A 17,038-nucleotide genomic window follows, 5' to 3' on the forward strand; every position below is an offset into this window, starting at 1 on the left:
AAACCAATCCTATCTGATGCCGAGCGATTTATGCGTCTGCACGCTGAGCCGCCATTGCGGATGACGCAGGCAGTAGTCGATCGCGCGCGCGGTGTTCTCGGCGACCTCCGGCCCGTCCATCGGCTGCAGCGAGAAGCGCTCGAAGGCGAGGCCCTCGAAGGCCTCCGGCGCGGCGAGCGCCTGCGGATAGACCAGCTTCAGCTCGTGGCCGCGGCGCACCACCAGATCGCTTCCGCCCTTGGGGCTGACGCAGATCCAGTCGAGCCCCTCGGGCGGAGCGATCGTGCCGTTGGTCTCGACGCCGATCTCGAAGCCGTGGGCATGGAGCGCGTCGACCAGGGCAGCATCGACCTGCAGCAGCGGCTCGCCGCCGGTCAGCACCACGTAGCGGTTTTCTTGCGATCCCGTCCATTGCGCGGCGATGGTGCCGGCGAGTTCCGCGGCCGAGGCGTAGCGGCCGCCCAGCGTGCCGTCGATGCCGACGAAATCCGTGTCGCAGAACTTGCAAGTCGCCTCGGCGCGATCGGCCTCGCGGCCGCTCCAGAGATTGCAGCCGGCAAAACGGCAGAACACGGACGCGCGCCCGGCATGGGCGCCTTCGCCCTGCAGGGTCAGGAAGATCTCCTTGACCGCGTAACTCAATCGTCTCTCCTCAACCTGTCAGACCTGCTGGTTCCGGACCTGCCGCAGCGCTTCGCCTGCGGCCATCGCCGCGGTCATCGCCACATTGAGCGACCGCAGCCCCGGTGTGATCGGGATCACCAGCCGCGCATCCGCGGCCTCGACCACCGCGTCGGTGACGCCGGCGCTCTCGCGCCCGAATAGCAGGATGTCCGACGTCTGGTAATGAAAATCGCGGTAATCGGTGGCCGCCTTGGTGGTGAACAGCAGCAGCCGGGCGCCTTGCGCCGCGCGCCATTGCTCGAATTTCGACCAGGAGTCGTGGCGGGTGATGCTGACCTGGTCAAGGTAGTCCATTCCCGCCCGGCGGAAATGCCGGTCGGAGACCGGGAAGCCTGCCGGTTCGATGATGTGGGCGGCCAGCCCCAGGCAGGCACAGAGCCTGAGAATCGTGCCGGTGTTCTGCGGAATGTCGGGTTGGAAAAGCGCTATGTGCATGGGGTGCGACGGGTTGGTGGCGGCTGGAAATGTCTCAATAAAACATCGCTAGCGCGGGAATTCGTGCATTGCACGCTCCCGCGCCGATAGCGGGCTTGCGCTCGCCCGGCAAGGGTGCCAATAGAACGATTCTGGACTGCTGTTTTCGCCGTGTTTTGGTGGGGACACGCGAAGTTCTGCCGCCGCGGGGGGCCGCGGGCGCCGGCAGCCTGTTCTGGGGAGCTTGTGGGCGCCCCCTGGAGCGGTTCCGCCGGCAGCATAAGAAGAAAGGGTTGGAATCGTGACGACAGCGTCTTCGGCGGACCATCCGACACGCCGTGATTTCTTATTCGTTGCAACCGGGGCAGCTGCAGCAGTAGGGGGCGCAGCTGCGCTCTGGCCCTTCATCTCCCAAATGAATCCGGACGCCTCGACCATCGCCGCAGGTGCGCCGATCGAGGTCGATCTGACCCCGGTCGCCGAGGGGCAGGACATCAAGGTGTTCTGGCGCGGCAAGCCGATCTACATCAGCCATCGCACCAAGAAACAGATCGACGAGGCGCGCGCCGTCAACGTGGCGAGCCTGCCCGATCCGCAGTCTGACGAGGCCCGGGTCAAGCCCGGCCATGAGCAATGGCTGGTCGTGATCGGCATCTGCACCCACCTCGGCTGCATTCCGATCGCTCATGAGGGCAATTACGACGGGTTCTTCTGCCCCTGCCATGGTTCGCAGTACGATTCGTCCGGCCGCATCCGCCAGGGGCCCGCGCCCGCGAACCTGCCGGTGCCGCCGTACCAGTTCGTTTCCGACACCAAAATCCAGATCGGCTGAGCTTCGGGCCCTCGTCCGAAGCCTCGCGCCGTCATGTCGTATTATTTCCTCAGGATCGCATCATGAGCGGACCATCCGACTACCAGCCGAGTAATCCGGCCCTGCAATGGATCGAGCGACGTCTGCCGATCCTCGGGCTCATGCACTCCTCTTTCGTCGTCTACCCCACGCCGCGCAATCTGAACTACTGGTGGACCTTCGGCGCCATCCTCTCCTTCATGCTCGGAATGCAGATCCTGACCGGCGTGATCCTGGCGATGCACTACACGCCGCATGCCGACCTCGCCTTCAAGTCGGTCGAGCTGATCGTTCGTGACGTCAATTACGGCTGGCTGCTGCGCAACATGCATGCCTGCGGCGCGTCGATGTTCTTCTTCGCGGTCTACGTCCACATGCTGCGCGGCCTGTATTACGGCTCCTACAAGGAGCCGCGCGAGGTGCTGTGGATCCTCGGCGTCATCATCTACCTCCTGATGATGGCGACCGGCTTCATGGGCTACGTGCTGCCGTGGGGCCAGATGAGCTTCTGGGGCGCCACCGTCATCACCAATCTGTTCTCCGCCATTCCCTATGTCGGCGAGAGCATCGTGACGCTCTTGTGGGGCGGCTATTCGGTCGGCAACCCGACGCTGAACCGCTTCTTCTCGCTGCACTATCTGCTGCCGTTCCTGATCGCGGGCGTCGTCGTGCTCCACGTCTGGGCACTGCACGTCGCCGGCCAGAACAATCCCGACGGCGTCGAGCCGAAGACGGAAAAGGACACGGTGCCGTTCACGCCGCACGCGACCATCAAGGACATGTTCGGCGTGTCCTGCTTCCTGCTGCTCTACGCCTGGTTCATCTTCTACATGCCGAACTATCTCGGCGACGCCGACAACTACATTCCGGCGAACCCGGGCGTGACGCCGCCGCACATCGTGCCGGAATGGTATTACCTGCCGTTCTACGCGATCCTGCGCTCGATCCCGAACAAGCTCGCGGGCGTGATCGGGATGTTCTCGGCGATCATCATCCTGTGCTTCCTGCCCTGGCTCGATGCTGCCAAGACCAGGTCGTCGAAGTACCGTCCGCTGGCCAAGCAGTTCTTCTGGATCTTCGTCGCGGTCTGCATCCTGCTCGGCTATCTCGGCGCGCAGCCGCCGGAAGGCATCTACGTGATCGCCGGCCGCGTCCTGACGGTCTGCTACTTCGCCTATTTCCTGATCGTGCTGCCGCTGCTCTCGCGCATCGAGACGCCGCGGCCGGTGCCGAATTCGATCTCGGAATCGATCCTGGCCAAGGGCGGCAAGGCGGTAGCCTCCGTCGCGATCATGCTCGTCGCCGCCGGCGCGCTGTTCCTTGGCAGCCTCCAGGACGCGCGCGCCTCCGAAGGCAGCGACAGGCCGCCGGGCAACAAATGGTCCTTCGCCGGCCCTTTCGGCAAGTATGACCGCGGCGCGCTCCAGCGTGGCCTGAAGGTCTATAAGGAAGTCTGCGCCAGCTGCCACGGCCTGTCCTACATCGCCTTCCGCAATCTTGGAGATCCCGGCGGCCCCGGCTATTCAACGGCGCAGGTGGCAGCCTTCGCCTCCGACTACAAGATCAAGGACGGCCCGAACGATGCGGGCGACATGTTCGAGCGTCCGGGCCGGCCGGCGGATTATTTCCCCTCGCCCTTCCCGAACGAGCAGGCTGCGCGCGCGGCGAATGGCGGCGCGGCGCCGCCCGATTTGTCGCTGATCACCAAGGCGCGTTCCTATGGCCGCGGCTTCCCGCTGTTCATCGTCGACTTCTTCAGCCAGTACCAGGAGCAGGGCCCGGACTACGTCGCGGCGGTGCTCCAGGGCTTTGAGGAGAAGGTGCCGGAAGGCGTGACCATCCCGGAGGGCTCCTACTACAACAAGTACTTCCCGGGCCACGCCATCAAGATGCCGAAGCCGCTCAGCGACGGCCAGGTGACCTTTGACGATGGCTCGCCGACCACGGTCGCGCAATATTCCAAGGACGTCACCACGTTCCTGATGTGGACCGCCGAACCGCACATGGAAGCGCGCAAGCGCCTCGGCTTCCAGGTGTTCGTGTTCCTGATCATCTTCGCGGGCCTGATGTATTTCACGAAGAAGAAGGTCTGGGCCGGCTCGCACTGAGCGACGCGAGACGAGATTGAAAAAGCCCCCGCGAGGGGGCTTTTTTGTTGGACACGAGCGTGTGTTGTTTGGCGCGATTGCCTATCTCGCTCCCAACCGCCAAAATACCTCCAACCGCTCCCCAGAAACTCGTCGGAGGACACCATGGGAACCGTCATCACCTTCAAGCGCCCGGACGGCAAGGACGCCTCGGGCTATCTCGCCAATGCCGCGCGCGGCAATGCGCCGGGCGTGGTCGTGATCCAGGAATGGTGGGGACTGTCGGACCAGATCAAGGGCCTCTGCGACCGCTTTGCGCTGGCCGGTTTCGATGCGCTGGCGCCGGATCTCTACAAGGGCAAGGTGGTGCCGTATCACGACACCGACGCCGCCGGCAAAGAGATGAACTCGCTCGACTTCATGGACGCCACCACGCAGACCGTGCGCGGCGCCACGCAATATCTGTCGCGCAACGGCGCCAAGGTCGGCCTGACCGGCTTCTGCCTCGGCGGCGCGGTGACCATCATCGGCGCGACCAGGATTCCGGAGCTTGCGGCCGGCGTCGTGTTCTACGGCATCCCGCCGGAGCAGGCGGCCAAGCCCGCCGACGTCAAGATCCCGCTCCAGGCCCATTTCGCCAACAAGGACGATTGGTGCACGCCGGAGCTAGTCGGCGCCTTCGAAAACGGCATGAAGGCCGCCGGCAAGTCGCTGGAGCTGTTCCGCTATGACGCCGAGCACGCCTTCGTCAACGAGCAGCGCCAGTCGGTGCACGACCGCGAAGCCGCCGAGCTCGCCTGGGGAAGGGCGACGGAGTTTTTCAAGAAGCATTTGGGGTAGGTGTGGTGCGCCAGCCGCGCCACAAAATCGGTGTCGTCCCGGCGAAGGCCGGGACCCACAACCACAGGATTTTGTGGTTAGGACCTGCTGTCACTCCGAGTCTTCGCCAAGTTCAATTTTGTGGCTATGGGTCCCGGCCTTCGCCGGGACGACAGCTGAGATTGACGCCGTCAGTAGTTGTAGCCCGGATGGAGCGCAGCGTAATCCGGGGCTGTCTCGTCGTGGCACGAACCCCGGATTGCGCTGCGCTCCATCCGGGCTACGGCACCTAGGCCACCCTTGACGCCGCTCCCCGGCCATGGTGAGTATCCGCCCATGAGCACCGCCGTCCGCCCAGCCCGTCTTTGGTGGCGCACCTCCTAAGAGGTGGCCGGTGCGATTTCTTTTCCCAAAATCGTCGAAGGTCGCCAACGCAGTGCGGCGGCCTGATCGTTTGTCCTGTGTGGCGTTCCCTCGGCAAGTTTCGTAAGAGGACCCCATGAACAGGACCGTCTTTGCCCTCCCGGCCAGAAGCGACTATGTGACCCGCGCAGGTCTTGCGATCACGCGCGTCGCGGAGCAGTTCACCGGCGGCGCCAACCGGCTCGACGATCTCGTCAGCCTGCTCGACCGCCGCCGCGGCGTGGTGCTGTCGTCGGGCACGACCGTGCCCGGCCGCTACGAGAGTTTTGACCTCGGCTTCTCCGACCCGCCGCTCAAGCTCGAGACCGTTGGCGTCAATTTCAAGCTCGAGGCGCTCAACGAGCGCGGGCAGGTGCTGATCGCCTTCCTCACTGAGGTGCTCCGCGAACCCTGCGTGGTGATCTCCGAGACAACAGCTTCGCGCCTCGCCGGCCATATCATCCGTGGCGCGGCTCCGGTCGAGGAGGACCAGCGCACGCGGCGCGCCAGCGTGATGTCGCTGGTGCGCGATCTCGTCGCCGCCTTCTCCGCCAACGACGACGGGCTGCTCGGCCTGTTCGGCGCCTTCGCCTACGATCTCGTCTTCCAGATCGAGGACCTCGTGCAGAAGCGGGTGCGCGAGAGCGACCAGCGCGACATCGTGCTCTATGTCCCCGATCGCCTGCTGGCCTACGACCGCGCCACCGGCCGCGGCGTGGTGCTGAGTTACGATTTCGCCTGGAAGGGCAAATCCACCGAGGGCCTGCCGCGCGAGACGGCCGAGAGCCCGTACCAGAAGACGCCGCGCCAGGGCTTTGCCGATCACGCGCCTGGCGAATATCAGGCCACGGTCGAGACTGCGCGCGCGGCCTTCGCGCGCGGCGATCTGTTCGAGGCCGTGCCCGGACAGCTGTTCGCCGAACCCTGTGATCGCTCGCCCGCCGAAGTGTTCCAGCGGCTCTGCGTCATCAACCCGTCGCCCTATGGCGCGCTGATGAATCTCGGCGACGGCGAGTTTCTCGTCTCGGCTTCGCCGGAAATGTTCGTGCGCTCCGACGGACGCCGGGTCGAGACCTGCCCGATCTCCGGCACCATCGCCCGCGGCACCGATGCGATCGGCGACGCCGAGCAGATCCGCCAGCTCCTGAATTCGGAGAAGGACGAGTTCGAGCTCAACATGTGCACCGACGTCGACCGCAACGACAAGGCGCGGGTCTGTGTCCCCGGCACCATCAAGGTGCTGGCGCGGCGGCAGATCGAGACCTACTCAAAACTGTTCCACACCGTCGACCATGTCGAGGGCATGCTGCGTCCCGGCTTCGACGCGCTCGACGCGTTTCTCACCCATGCCTGGGCCGTGACGGTGACCGGCGCGCCAAAGCTCTGGGCGATGCAGTTCGTCGAGGATCACGAACGCTCGCCGCGGCGCTGGTATGCCGGCGCGATCGGCGCGGTGAATTTCGACGGCAGCATCAACACCGGCCTCACCATCCGCACCATCCGCATGAAGGATGGCCTCGCCGAGGTCCGCGTCGGCGCCACCTGCCTGTTCGATTCCGATCCCGCCGCCGAGGACCGCGAATGCCAGGTCAAGGCCGCGGCGCTGTTCCAGGCGCTGCGCGGCGATCCGCCGAAGCCGCTGTCGGCGTTTGCGCCCGATGCCACCGGAAGCGGCAAGCGGGTGCTGCTGATCGATCACGACGACAGCTTCGTCCATATGCTGGCCGACTATTTCCGCCAGGTCGGCGCCAGCGTCACCGTGGTCCGCTACGTGCACGCGCTCGACATGCTCAAGCAGAAGCGCTGGGACCTGCTCGTGCTGTCGCCCGGTCCCGGGCGGCCTGAGGATTTCGGGATCAAGAAGACCATTGATGCGGCGCTGGAGAACAAGCTGCCGGTGTTCGGCGTCTGCCTCGGCGTGCAGGCGATCGGCGAGTATTTTGGCGGCGCGCTCGGGCAGCTCACCCATCCCGCCCATGGCCGGCCCTCGCGGGTTCAGGTTCGGGGCGGGCGGCTGATGCGCAACCTGCCGAACGAGATCGTGATCGGCCGCTATCATTCGCTCTATGTCGAGCGCGACAGCATGCCGGAGGTGTTGAACGTCACCGCCAGCACCGAGGATGGCGTCGCCATGGCGCTCGAGCACAAGACCCTGCCCGTCGCCGGCGTGCAATTCCATCCGGAATCGCTGATGTCGCTCGGCGGCGAGGTGGGTTTGCGGATTGTCGAGAACGCATTCAGGCTGGATGCTGGGGCGAATTGAGTGCATGTTTCATGCTCGTCATTCCGGGGCGATGCGTAGCATCGAACCCGGAATCTCGAGATTCCGGGTTCGGCTCTTCGAGCCGCCCGGAATGACAGCTAATATGGGATACAAATGACCTTTGACCACGATCTGAAGGCGAGCGTCCGCACCATCCCCGACTATCCCAAGCCGGGGATCATGTTCCGCGACATCACCACGCTGCTCGCAGACGCGCGCGCGTTCCGCCGTGCGGTCGACGAGCTCGTCAATCCCTGGGCCGGCAACAAGATCGACAAGGTCGCCGGCATGGAGGCGCGCGGCTTCATCATCGGCGGCGCGGTGGCGCATCAGGTCTCAGCCGGCTTCGTGCCGATCCGGAAGAAAGGCAAGCTGCCGCACACCACCGTGCGCATCGCCTATTCGCTGGAATACGGCATCGACGAGATGGAGATGCATGTCGACGCGATCCAGCCCGGTGAGCGCGTGATCCTGGTCGACGACCTCATCGCCACCGGCGGCACGGCGGAGGGCGCGGTGAAGCTGCTGCGCCAGATCGGCGCCAATGTCGTCGCCGCCTGCTTCATCATCGACCTGCCCGAGCTCGGCGGCGCCGCCAAGCTGCGCGCCATGGACGTGCCGGTGCGCACGCTGATGACGTTCGAGGGGCACTGAGCGTTCGCCGCCGCGGCGATCGTCAGATCGCCTCGGCCTTCAGTTCGGCCCGCCAGTGCAGCCAGCGCTCCTTCAGCAGCGCATTCCGGACGTAGTCGGTCTCTTCATCCTCCAGCCGCTCGCATTCGCCGAACGTCAGGCTTGCCTCGCCATGCGCGTTCCACGCCGCCTGAAGGCTGCGGCAGGTGTGGTTGCCCTGGCGCAGCGAAAACCAGATGCGGTTCTGGATTGTGTCGAGGTTCGGGGCCTGGCCGACCCAGGCCTCGCCCGAGGCCGCGCATCGAATGACGTAAATGCCCGCAATGGTCTTCCGCTCCTTGTAGGCGGCGATGGCGGCTTTTCGGTCGATGCTCACGGGGGGGGGGACCTTGCTGGGAGGGATACCGATGCCCGCCTCAATAAGCCCAGCTTAGCCTACAGTCAATATTATCCGGGTAAAATTATCGCCTAGGACCGTTGCAGGATCAGGCTGAGCTCGAGCTCGCGGAAGGCGAGGTAGTTGCGCCGGATCCACTGGTGCAGCTCGGTGGAGGAGTCTTTCTCCTGGCGCAGGTAGCCAGTGAAGGAGAAGTTCAGCCGGTCGATATAGGTCTTGAGGAAGCCGGGCAGCGCTGGCAGGCGGAACAGCCGGCCGCCGGCCATCGCAGGCGGCAACTCGCCGCGGAGAATGAACTCATTGTCGACCGTGATCAGGTTGATCCGCGGGATTTGGGCGCGCAGCATCTCATGGGCGCGGGCCGAGGCGCGATCGGTGTCGGCGACGAACAGGATCATCGGCGCGACATGACGGCGCGCCGCCTCCTTCAAGAGGCCGATCTCGTCGGTCATCTTGAAGAACTCGTCGAAGGCGTGGAAGCCGAGGTCGATCACCTTGCCGAGGCCGTCGTCGACGATGACGCGGTCCATCAGCTGCATCTTGCCGTAGGTATCGATCACATCCGCCGTTTCGGTGACCTTCGGCAGGAAGTCGAGCAGCGACGGTTCCTTCAGGTTGACGTCGAACGCCGCGACGTCACCGTTCTTGAGCAGCAGAAATTCGCTCAAAAGCCGCGCCAGCAGCGTCTTGCCGACCTGCGGGCGGGGCGAGCAGATGATGTAGAGGGGCGTCGCGGGCATCAAAGCTATATCTGCGCGGATTCACCGCCAAATCCAGCCGCATCCGCCCGGCTTGCGCAATTATTTTTCGCTGTTACGGGAGGCGGGCTTCGAGCCGACGATGTCGGTCAGCCGGATCCGGTCGAACTCGCTCCAGACGTTCGCGAGCCAATGCCGGACATAGCCGCGCAGCACGAAGGAGTAGTTGGCGGCCTCGTCGTTGATGCCCTTGTTGGCGACGAATTTCAGGAACGGGACGGAGGACACCTCGACCTGCTCATAGGCCATTTCGTTGAGCTTGGGGATGGTCAGCTCGGTCGCGTCCTTGATGCGGTGGAAGTAGGAATTATAGGTCGCCTGGTCCCACTGGAAGAACTGGGTGTCGTTGATGAAGTTCTTCACCAGGAAATATTTCGCGCCGGTCATGAAGCCCGCGGTCTCGGCGATCTCGTCGAGTGAGGCGATCGAGGGGCCGAGGATGTGGAACACGGCGAAGGTGATCTGCCCGGCCTTGGCGGCGTCGAGGAAGCCGATATCGCGGAGCGAGGCGAGCGCCGGCGAGAGCAGGCCGGCGCGGACGTCGATCACGGTGACGGACGGGCTTGTGGCGTTGAGGGTGTCGAAGATCTTCATCTGGTCCGACGTCGTCGTCATGTCGACGATCTCGGTGATTTCGGGATGGAAGCGCTTGAGAGTTCCGCGCGGCGACTCCGTGTCGAACGCGCGCGTCGGTACGTTGTTGGCGGAAAAATAATCGAGCAGGGTGCGCGATACCGTGGTCTTGCCGACCCCGCCCTTGTCCGCGCCCACCACAACCACTGCCGGCTTTGCCATTGCTGTCCCCTAACGCGCGCCCTCCGATCGCAGGTTGCGATCGGCCCGGGCCCCAAATCGATGTCCCAAGTCTGCTGTTGGGCGCGAACATGGCAGAAACAAGGGAGAATTCAATTCCTTGACGCGCGGCTGCGGCAATTCCCGGGGTTTTTCCCTGTCGCCGCGAAACCGGTCGCGAGAGGCGGCAGATCATCCGCCTAGTGGCGACCCCAAGGACCCACAGGATTCCCGGCTGCGGCTCCGGAGGGGCTTGGCGCGGGCACTGGCGGTGGACTGGCCGAGCCGCCTGCATCGTTCCACGGTCCCTGTGGCAGCCGCGGGGGAGCAACCTGCTGGTCGGCCTGTGCCTCGGGTTCTTCCGTCTCCTCGGCGGGCGGCAGCGGGCCGGGATCATGGCCGCCGGCAAACTTGACCAGCGCGTCGACCCGGGACTGCACCGACGGGTGGGTCGCGAACAGATCGGCAAAGCCCTCGCGGGGATTGTCGACGCAGAGCTCCATCACCGCCGAGGTCGCACCCGGCAGCTCGCCGCGGTTCTCGATCTTGCGCAGCGCCGAGATCATGGCATCGGGGTCCTTGGTCAGTTCGACCGAGCCGGCATCGGCCAGATACTCGCGCGAACGCGACAGCGCGAGCTTCACCACCTGCGACATCAGCCAGGCCACCACGATCAGCACGATCGCGATGATGACGACCACCACCGCGCCGCCGCCGGAGCTCTTGCTGTCGCTCGATGACGAGGACGACCGCGACGACGAGGAGGAGCCCGACGACCACGAGCCGCCGGAACTCCAGCTGAAATTCGTGAACAGGCGGAAGAACAATTCGCCGAAGAAGCCGACCACGCCGGCGATGATGACGGCGACCACCATGAGCTGCACGTCGCCGTTCTTGATGTGGGTCAGCTCGTGGCCCAGCACCGCCTCGATCTCCTTGTCGTTCAGCGCGTTGAGGAGACCCGTGGTGACGGTGACCGAATATTGCCGCGGATTGAGGCCGGTCGCGAATGCGTTCAGCGCCGGGCTCTCCATGATCTTCAGCTTCGGCATGGTGATGCCGCGCGAGATGCAGAGATTTTCGAGCAGATTGTAGAGCCGCGGCTCTTCCTGCCGGGTGACGTCGTGGCCGCCGGTCACGGCGTCGATCATCGACTGGTGGAAGAAGTAGGCGATCACGACCCAGGCGGCCGCCGCGATCGTTGCGAACGGTGCGGCTTTGAGCAGGTCGGAGAAGGCGCGCGACAGGTAGAAGGCGACAGTCTGGTTGCTGTCGATGAGAACTTCGGCGATCAGCGCACCCGCATAGACCAGCACGTAGATCAGCAGGAACAGGCCCGCGAGCAGCAGCATCGAACGAAACTTGTTCGAGGCGATGTGCGTGTAGAGACCATACGCGGCCATGGCTGCTTCCGTTTAACCCCTGTCATTCCGGGGCAGGCCGGAGGCCTGAACCCGAACTCTCGGAGTTAGTGTCTCGGTCGAGATTCCGGGTTCGCGTCTTTGACGCGTCCCGGAATGACGATGGTGAGAAGCCGGTCACGCGGCAATCAGAACTTCACCTGTGGCGTCGCCTCGACCTCGGTGCGGCTGGCGCCGAGATCGAAGAAGTCCTTTTTGGTGAAGCCGAACATGCCGGCGAACAGCGCGGCGGGCATCTGCTGGATGCCGGTGTTGTATTCCTGGACCGCGTTGTTGAAGAAGCGGCGGCTGGCCGCGATCTTGTTCTCGAGGTCGGAGAGCTCGCTGGCGAGCTGCTGGAAATTGGCATTGGCCTTGAGGTCCGGATAGGCCTCCGACAGCGCGATCAGCCGGCCGAGCGCGCCGGAGAGCTGGTTCTCGGCGGCGGACACCTGCGCCGGTCCCTGCGCCGACATAGCCGAGTTGCGCGCCTTGATGACGTCGTCGAGCGTGCCGCGCTCATGCGAGGCGTAACCCTTCACGGTCTCGACCAGGTTCGGGATCAGATCGTGGCGCTGCTTGAGCTGCACGTCGATGTCGGCAAAGGCCTGGCCGACCCGCTGGCCCAATGCCACCAGCCGGTTGTAGGCGCTGAAGGCCAAGAACACGAGGACGACAATGACGCCGAGAACGATCCAGCCGGTCGACATGGAGAACTCCTGAAGGGGATTGAGGCGGGCAGCGTAAACCAAAATGGGGCCGGGGGGAGGGGCCGGCGCGGACGCAAGGTAGGATTTGGTCGAACGGGAAGCCATCCGAGTTCAAGGCAAAAGCCGGGAACGAGGTTAACTTTCGGCAATGACGGCATCGCCCCAGCGCCAGCGGCGGGCGCTTGCGTAGGCGGTCTTGTCGCGGCGGGGGATCTTGGCGAGTTCGACGCTTTGCTCGGTGCAGAGCTTTGCCGTGATCTCGGCCTTGCCGACATCGGGCGGCGCCAGCACGCGCGCGGCACGCGCCGCCGGCGGCCTGCGGGTCAGGGCGACGTAGATGAAGCGTTCATCCTCGAACGGCACCTCGGCGCCCTTGATCTGGCGGTGCGCCTGCGAGCGCGGCAGGCGTTGCGAGAAATGGCACCAGTCGGGTGCTGCGAGCGGGCAGGGCTTTTCGTGCGGGCAGGGCGCGGCGACGCAAGCACCTGTCGCGATCAGCTGCTGGCGCAGCGCGAGAATGCGGGCATAGCCGGCCGGCGTGCCGGGCTCGATCACGACCAGCGCGTGACGTGCTTTCGCCCACATCGCCTCCGTCAGCGCACGCTGCTCGCGCTCGCCCAGTTCGCCGATGACGTAGCTCGCCACGACGAGATCGGCTTGCGGGACTTCAGTGAGGTTCGTGCCGGCGTCGCCCGGCAGATAGCGGCAATCCGCCAGCCGCGTGCTGTCCTGCGCGAGCTCGAGCGCCAGCCGGCTCAGCGTCGCGTTGGCATCGAGCAGGGTGAAGGATTGCAGCGACGGAAACGCCTCCGCAGCGGCCCAGCTCGCGGTGCCCGGGCCCGCGCCGACGTCGAGCAGCGTTTCTGGTGCGAAGTCCGGCGCGATCTCGGTCAGCGCATTCAGGCTGGCAGCCACCGCCGCATAGGTCGCCGGCATCCGCGCCAGCGCGTAGGCGAGCGCATCGGCCTCGGATTTGATCGTGCCGGAGCCGCCGCCGGCGCGATAGGTGTTCGAGATCTTCTGTGAGCGCTGCGCCGCGTCGCTGCGCGAAAAGCCCTGGAGCTTGGCGTCGAGGGCGGCTTTCAGTTCGGCGGGGAGGGTGGGTGAGATCATCTTCGCTCACCGTCATCCCGGGGCGCGACGAAGTCGCGAACCCGGGATCTAGAGATCGTAGCGCGAGATTCCGGGTTCTCGCTTCGCGAGCCCCGGAATGACGCCAGAGATATCACGCCACGTTCTGGTCGAGAATGTCCACGGCTTCTTGCAGGCTCACCGACACCAGCTGCGAGACGCCGCGCTCGGCCATGGTGACGCCGAACAAGCGGTTCATCCGCGCCATCGTGATCGGGTTGTGCGTGATGATGACGAAGCGCGTGTCGGTCGAGGCGGTCATCTCGTGCAGCAGATTGCAGTACCGTTCGACGTTGTGGTCGTCGAGCGGCGCGTCGACTTCGTCCAGCACGCAGATCGGCGAGGGGTTGGTGAGGAACACCGCGAAGATCAGCGCCATCGCGGTCAGCGCCTGCTCGCCGCCCGAGAGCAGCGATAGCGTCTGCGGCTTCTTGCCCGGCGGCTTGGCGATGATCTCGAGACCGGCTTCCAGCGGATCGTCGCTCTCGATCAGGTGCAGCGCCGCCTCGCCGCCGCCGAACAGCTCGACGAACAGACGCTTGAAGTGGTTGTTGACGACCTCGAACGAGGTCAAGAGCCGCTCGCGGGCTTCCTTGTTGAGGCTCTGGATGCCCTGGCGCAGCCGCTTGATGGCTTCGACCAGGTCGTCGCGCTCGGTGGTGAGGCCGGTATGCTGGGTCTCGACCTCGCGCAGCTCTTCCTCGGCGCGCAGGTTCACCGCACCCAGGCGCTCGCGGTCGCGGCGCATCTTTTCGAGGTCTTCCTCGATGTCGTGCAGCGGCGGCAGCTCGGCGCCGGGCTCGATCTCGGCGAGGCCGGCGACCGCCTGCGGCTCGACCTCCAGCATGTCGCGGATCTCGCGCTCGATGTCCTCGAGCCGGCGCCGCGCGCCTTCCATGCGTTCTTCGGCGCGCGCAGTCGCCTCCCGGGCGCTCGACAGCGCTTCGAGGGTCAGCTTTGCGGCGCGATCGGTCTCCGCCATCGCGGTTTCCGCGGCCGCAAGCGCGTCGGCCGCGACGCGGCGGTCGTTCTCGGCGTATTCGATCTCGGTGATCAGCGCGCTGCGCTTCTCGGCGAATACGGCGGGCGCGTTTTCGAGGTCGCTGCGTTCGATCGAAACCTCGGTGATGCGGGCCTGGATGGTGTCGATATGGGAGGCCGCGCTGCCCTTGCGGTTCTGCCACTCGGTGCGCTCGGCGAGGATCGCCTGCACGCGGCGGTCGGCGAGTTCGGCCTCGCGCGCCAGCGCCTGCGCCTCGGCGCGGACCTGTGCGGCCATGCGGCGATGGCCTTCGATGTCGCTGCGGACCGCGGCGAGACGGGTCTCGGTGTCCTCGCTCGACGGCAGTTCGGAGATCGCGGCGGCGGCGTATTCGTGCGCGGCCTCGGCCTCGGCGCGGTCGGCGGCGAGGCGGCTGTGGGCTTCCGACAGCGTCGCCTTGCGCGCGGCGTGGCGGCTGATCTCGCGCTCGGCCGTGGCATGGCGCTCGCGCGCGACGTTCAGCTCGCGCTGCGCAGCGCGCCAGGCTTCGCGGCTGGCGCCTTCGGTGCTTGCCGCCATCTGCAATTCGGACTCGGCATTCTCCAGCGCCTGACGCTTGATCTGCGCGTCGATGCGGGCCTGCTCCAGCTCGTTCTCGATGTCGACGAGGCGGGCGCGTTCGGCAAGGCGTCGCGCCGCGCCGGTCGGCGCGTGAGCTGCCGCGACGAAGCCGTCCCAGCGCCAGACGTCGCCTTCGGGCGAGACCAGCCGCTGGCCGGTCTTGAGCTGCGACACGAGTTCAGCGCCGCGCTCGCGCGGCACCACGCCGATCTGCGCCAGGCGGCGCGCCAGCTCGGCCGGCGCCTGCACGTGGTTGGCGAGCGGGACGACGCCCTCGGGCAGGGCCGGATCGCCCTCGGTGACGCCGGCATTGGTCCAGCGCATCGGCGCCGACGGGTCGACCGGCGCATCGAGATCGTCGCCGAGCGCGGCGCCGATCGCCTTCTCAAAACCCTTGTCGACCGTGATGCCGTCGATGATCGGCGGCCACAGATTCTTGGTCTCGCCGTTGACGATCTTGGAGATCGTGCGCGCTTCGGTCTCGAGCCGCTGCACGCGCTTGTCGGCTTCGTTCAGCGGCGAGCGCGAGGATTCCAGCGTTTGGCGCGCGGCGACATGGGCCGCCTCGCTCGCCTGGGCTGCGGCTTCCGAAGCCGCGAGCGTCTGTTCCGCGGTCTCGACCGTTGCGGTCAGCTCGTCGAGATCGCCGAAGCCGCCGGTCTCTTCCGCGAGCCTTTGCTCTTCCGCGGCGACATTCGCGATCTCCTGGTCGAGCCGGGCGAGCTTGTCGCGGTGGGTGCGGACATTGGCTTCGAGCTGGTTGCGCTTGGCGGTGAGGTCGGCAAGCTGCGTGGTGAGCTCGGAGAATTGCTGCTCGGTTTCGGTGAGCGTCGCCTCGGCCTCGGCCACGCGCTCGTCGACGCCGGAGCGCTTCTCGACGCGCGACTTGATCTCTTCCTTCAGCTCGGCATCCTCGGTGTCGAGCCGTTCGAGTGCGACGTCGGCGTCCATGGTCTGCTGCTGGGCGCGGGCGATGTCGCCTTCGAACTGCGTCAGCCGGCGCTCCAACTCGGCGACGCGTTCCTTGGCGCGCTCTTCCTCGCGGTCGAGCAGTTCGCGGGCATTGGTCAGGCGCTGAAGCCCGGCCGCGGCGCGCGCTTCCGCATCGCGCAGCGCCGGCATTTCGGCGGCGCGGATGGCCTGGATGCGGGCGGCTTCGGCCTGATGCTGGGTGCGCTCGGCCATCTCGCGCACAGCGAGATCGTGCGTCTGGCCGGACTCGTTGACGTCGGCATGGGCGCCGATCCAGCGCAGATGGAACAGCGTCGCCTCGGCCTTGCGCACCTTGGCGGCGACCTCGCGATAGCGCACGGCCTGGCGGGCCTGCTTCTTCAGGCCTTCGACCTGGCCGGAGAGCTGGCCGATCACGTCCTCGACGCGGGTGAGGTTGGTCTCGGCCGCCCTGAGCCGCAGCTCGGCTTCGTGACGGCGGGCGTGCAGGCCGGCAACGCCGGCGGCGTCTTCCAGCACGCGGCGGCGCTGCTCGGGCTTGGCCTGGATGATTTCGCCGATCTTGCCCTGGTGGACCAGGGCCGGCGAGCGCGCGCCGGTGGCGGCATCGGCGAACAGGATCTGCACGTCGCGGGCGCGCACGTCGCGGCCGTTGATGCGATAGACCGAGCCCGCCTCGCGCTCGATGCGGCGGGAGATTTCCAGCAGCTGGCTGTCGTTCATCGCCGCCGGCGCGGTGCGATCGGCATTGTCGATCGTCATCGTCACTTCGGCGTGGTTGCGCGCCGGACGGTTGCCGGAGCCGGCGAAGATCACCGCGTCCATGTCGGCGGCGCGCAGCGATTTGTAGCTGGTCTCGCCCATCGCCCAGCGCAGCGCTTCGACGAGATTCGACTTGCCGCAGCCGTTCGGTCCGACCACGCCGGTCAGGCCGGGCTCGATGACGAAGTCCGTGGGCTCAACGAAGGACTTGAAGCCGTGAAGGCGCAGGCGGGTGATTTTCATAAGCACGCATCTCTGTTGGCAGGCGCGAATCCCCCTGCCGGGACAATACCATGGAAGGCAATGTCACTGTCTGGGTGAGTCGCCCGAGGCGGCTCATGCGGCTGGACAATGGCCGTGGTGTGCCGCGAGGGCAACCGGC

14 protein-coding genes are annotated in these 17,038 nt (G+C 65.9%); 5 read left to right on the forward strand and 9 right to left on the reverse strand.

Annotation, left to right across the window (positions count from 1 at the left end; all coding sequences use genetic code 11):
- Window positions 1-9: 9 nt before the first annotated feature.
- The gene (gene queE, locus ACXJMY_RS16870; RefSeq protein ID WP_456620458.1) at window positions 10-642 is read right to left on the reverse strand and encodes a 7-carboxy-7-deazaguanine synthase; all 633 of its coding nucleotides are present in this window, start codon (window positions 640-642) and stop codon (window positions 10-12) included.
- Window positions 643-660: 18 nt separating this feature from the next.
- Window positions 661-1,119 (reverse strand): tRNA (cytidine(34)-2'-O)-methyltransferase, encoded by a 459-nt coding sequence (locus ACXJMY_RS16875; protein WP_456620459.1) that lies wholly within the window; start codon window positions 1,117-1,119, stop codon window positions 661-663.
- 280 nt (window positions 1,120-1,399) lie between these two features.
- Between ACXJMY_RS16875 and petA the strand changes: the two genes are divergently transcribed.
- The 5 genes from petA to ACXJMY_RS16900 all read left to right on the forward strand — a co-directional run bounded on the left by petA (window position 1,400) and on the right by ACXJMY_RS16900 (window position 8,173).
- Window positions 1,400-1,930 carry a ubiquinol-cytochrome c reductase iron-sulfur subunit gene (gene petA, locus ACXJMY_RS16880; protein WP_282524363.1) on the forward strand — a complete coding sequence of 177 codons (531 nt, stop codon included), beginning with the start codon at window positions 1,400-1,402 and terminating at the stop codon, window positions 1,928-1,930.
- Between the two features lie 62 nt (window positions 1,931-1,992).
- Window positions 1,993-4,056 (forward strand): cytochrome b/c1, encoded by a 2,064-nt coding sequence (fbcH, locus tag ACXJMY_RS16885; RefSeq protein WP_456620460.1) that lies wholly within the window; start codon window positions 1,993-1,995, stop codon window positions 4,054-4,056.
- A gap of 144 nt (window positions 4,057-4,200) precedes the next feature.
- Window positions 4,201-4,875 (forward strand): dienelactone hydrolase family protein, encoded by a 675-nt coding sequence (locus tag ACXJMY_RS16890; RefSeq protein WP_456620461.1) that lies wholly within the window; start codon window positions 4,201-4,203, stop codon window positions 4,873-4,875.
- Window positions 4,876-5,353: 478 nt separating this feature from the next.
- Window positions 5,354-7,519 carry an anthranilate synthase component I gene (locus ACXJMY_RS16895; protein ID WP_456620462.1) on the forward strand — a complete coding sequence of 722 codons (2,166 nt, stop codon included), beginning with the start codon at window positions 5,354-5,356 and terminating at the stop codon, window positions 7,517-7,519.
- Between the two features lie 114 nt (window positions 7,520-7,633).
- Window positions 7,634-8,173 (forward strand): adenine phosphoribosyltransferase, encoded by a 540-nt coding sequence (locus ACXJMY_RS16900; RefSeq protein WP_298878702.1) that lies wholly within the window; start codon window positions 7,634-7,636, stop codon window positions 8,171-8,173.
- A gap of 22 nt (window positions 8,174-8,195) precedes the next feature.
- On the opposite strand, the gene ACXJMY_RS16905 is transcribed toward ACXJMY_RS16900, so the two are convergent.
- From ACXJMY_RS16905 to smc, 7 genes are all read right to left on the reverse strand, one after another.
- On the reverse strand, window positions 8,196-8,528 hold the full coding sequence (locus tag ACXJMY_RS16905; RefSeq protein WP_456620463.1) for a GIY-YIG nuclease family protein: 333 nt from the start codon (window positions 8,526-8,528) through the stop codon (window positions 8,196-8,198).
- 92 nt (window positions 8,529-8,620) lie between these two features.
- Window positions 8,621-9,289 (reverse strand): hypothetical protein, encoded by a 669-nt coding sequence (locus ACXJMY_RS16910; protein WP_456620464.1) that lies wholly within the window; start codon window positions 9,287-9,289, stop codon window positions 8,621-8,623.
- A 60-nt stretch (window positions 9,290-9,349) separates the two neighbouring features.
- Window positions 9,350-10,102 carry a hypothetical protein gene (locus ACXJMY_RS16915; protein ID WP_456620465.1) on the reverse strand — a complete coding sequence of 251 codons (753 nt, stop codon included), beginning with the start codon at window positions 10,100-10,102 and terminating at the stop codon, window positions 9,350-9,352.
- 197 nt (window positions 10,103-10,299) lie between these two features.
- Entirely contained in the window at window positions 10,300-11,502 is a 1,203-nt protein-coding gene (locus tag ACXJMY_RS16920; RefSeq protein ID WP_456620466.1) for a M48 family metallopeptidase, read from the reverse strand.
- A gap of 146 nt (window positions 11,503-11,648) precedes the next feature.
- The gene (locus ACXJMY_RS16925) at window positions 11,649-12,209 is read right to left on the reverse strand and encodes a LemA family protein (RefSeq protein ID WP_014497379.1); all 561 of its coding nucleotides are present in this window, start codon (window positions 12,207-12,209) and stop codon (window positions 11,649-11,651) included.
- Window positions 12,210-12,344: 135 nt separating this feature from the next.
- Window positions 12,345-13,322: a small ribosomal subunit Rsm22 family protein gene (locus tag ACXJMY_RS16930; protein WP_456620467.1), complete on the reverse strand. Its 978-nt coding sequence runs from the start codon at window positions 13,320-13,322 to the stop codon at window positions 12,345-12,347.
- Between the two features lie 112 nt (window positions 13,323-13,434).
- Entirely contained in the window at window positions 13,435-16,899 is a 3,465-nt protein-coding gene (gene smc / locus ACXJMY_RS16935; protein WP_456620468.1) for a chromosome segregation protein SMC, read from the reverse strand.
- Window positions 16,900-17,038 lie beyond the last annotated feature (139 nt).

It is taken from the genome of Bradyrhizobium sp. P5_C12, from assembly GCF_054049735.1.

What these genes read in the sequence shown, in the direction of transcription:
- ACXJMY_RS16875 (WP_456620459.1), bottom strand. Translation starts at nt 1,119, where the DNA reads ATGCACATAGCGCTTTTCCAACCCGACATTCCGCAGAACACCGGCACG.
- fbcH (WP_456620460.1), top strand. Translation starts at nt 1,993, where the DNA reads ATGAGCGGACCATCCGACTACCAGCCGAGTAATCCGGCCCTGCAATGG.
- ACXJMY_RS16890 (WP_456620461.1), top strand. Translation starts at nt 4,201, where the DNA reads ATGGGAACCGTCATCACCTTCAAGCGCCCGGACGGCAAGGACGCCTCG.
- ACXJMY_RS16895 (WP_456620462.1), top strand. Translation starts at nt 5,354, where the DNA reads ATGAACAGGACCGTCTTTGCCCTCCCGGCCAGAAGCGACTATGTGACC.
- ACXJMY_RS16900 (WP_298878702.1), top strand. Translation starts at nt 7,634, where the DNA reads ATGACCTTTGACCACGATCTGAAGGCGAGCGTCCGCACCATCCCCGAC.
- ACXJMY_RS16910 (WP_456620464.1), bottom strand. Translation starts at nt 9,289, where the DNA reads ATGCCCGCGACGCCCCTCTACATCATCTGCTCGCCCCGCCCGCAGGTC.
- ACXJMY_RS16915 (WP_456620465.1), bottom strand. Translation starts at nt 10,102, where the DNA reads ATGGCAAAGCCGGCAGTGGTTGTGGTGGGCGCGGACAAGGGCGGGGTC.
- ACXJMY_RS16920 (WP_456620466.1), bottom strand. Translation starts at nt 11,502, where the DNA reads ATGGCCGCGTATGGTCTCTACACGCACATCGCCTCGAACAAGTTTCGT.
- ACXJMY_RS16925 (WP_014497379.1), bottom strand. Translation starts at nt 12,209, where the DNA reads ATGTCGACCGGCTGGATCGTTCTCGGCGTCATTGTCGTCCTCGTGTTC.
- ACXJMY_RS16930 (WP_456620467.1), bottom strand. Translation starts at nt 13,322, where the DNA reads ATGATCTCACCCACCCTCCCCGCCGAACTGAAAGCCGCCCTCGACGCC.
- smc (WP_456620468.1), bottom strand. Translation starts at nt 16,899, where the DNA reads ATGAAAATCACCCGCCTGCGCCTTCACGGCTTCAAGTCCTTCGTTGAG.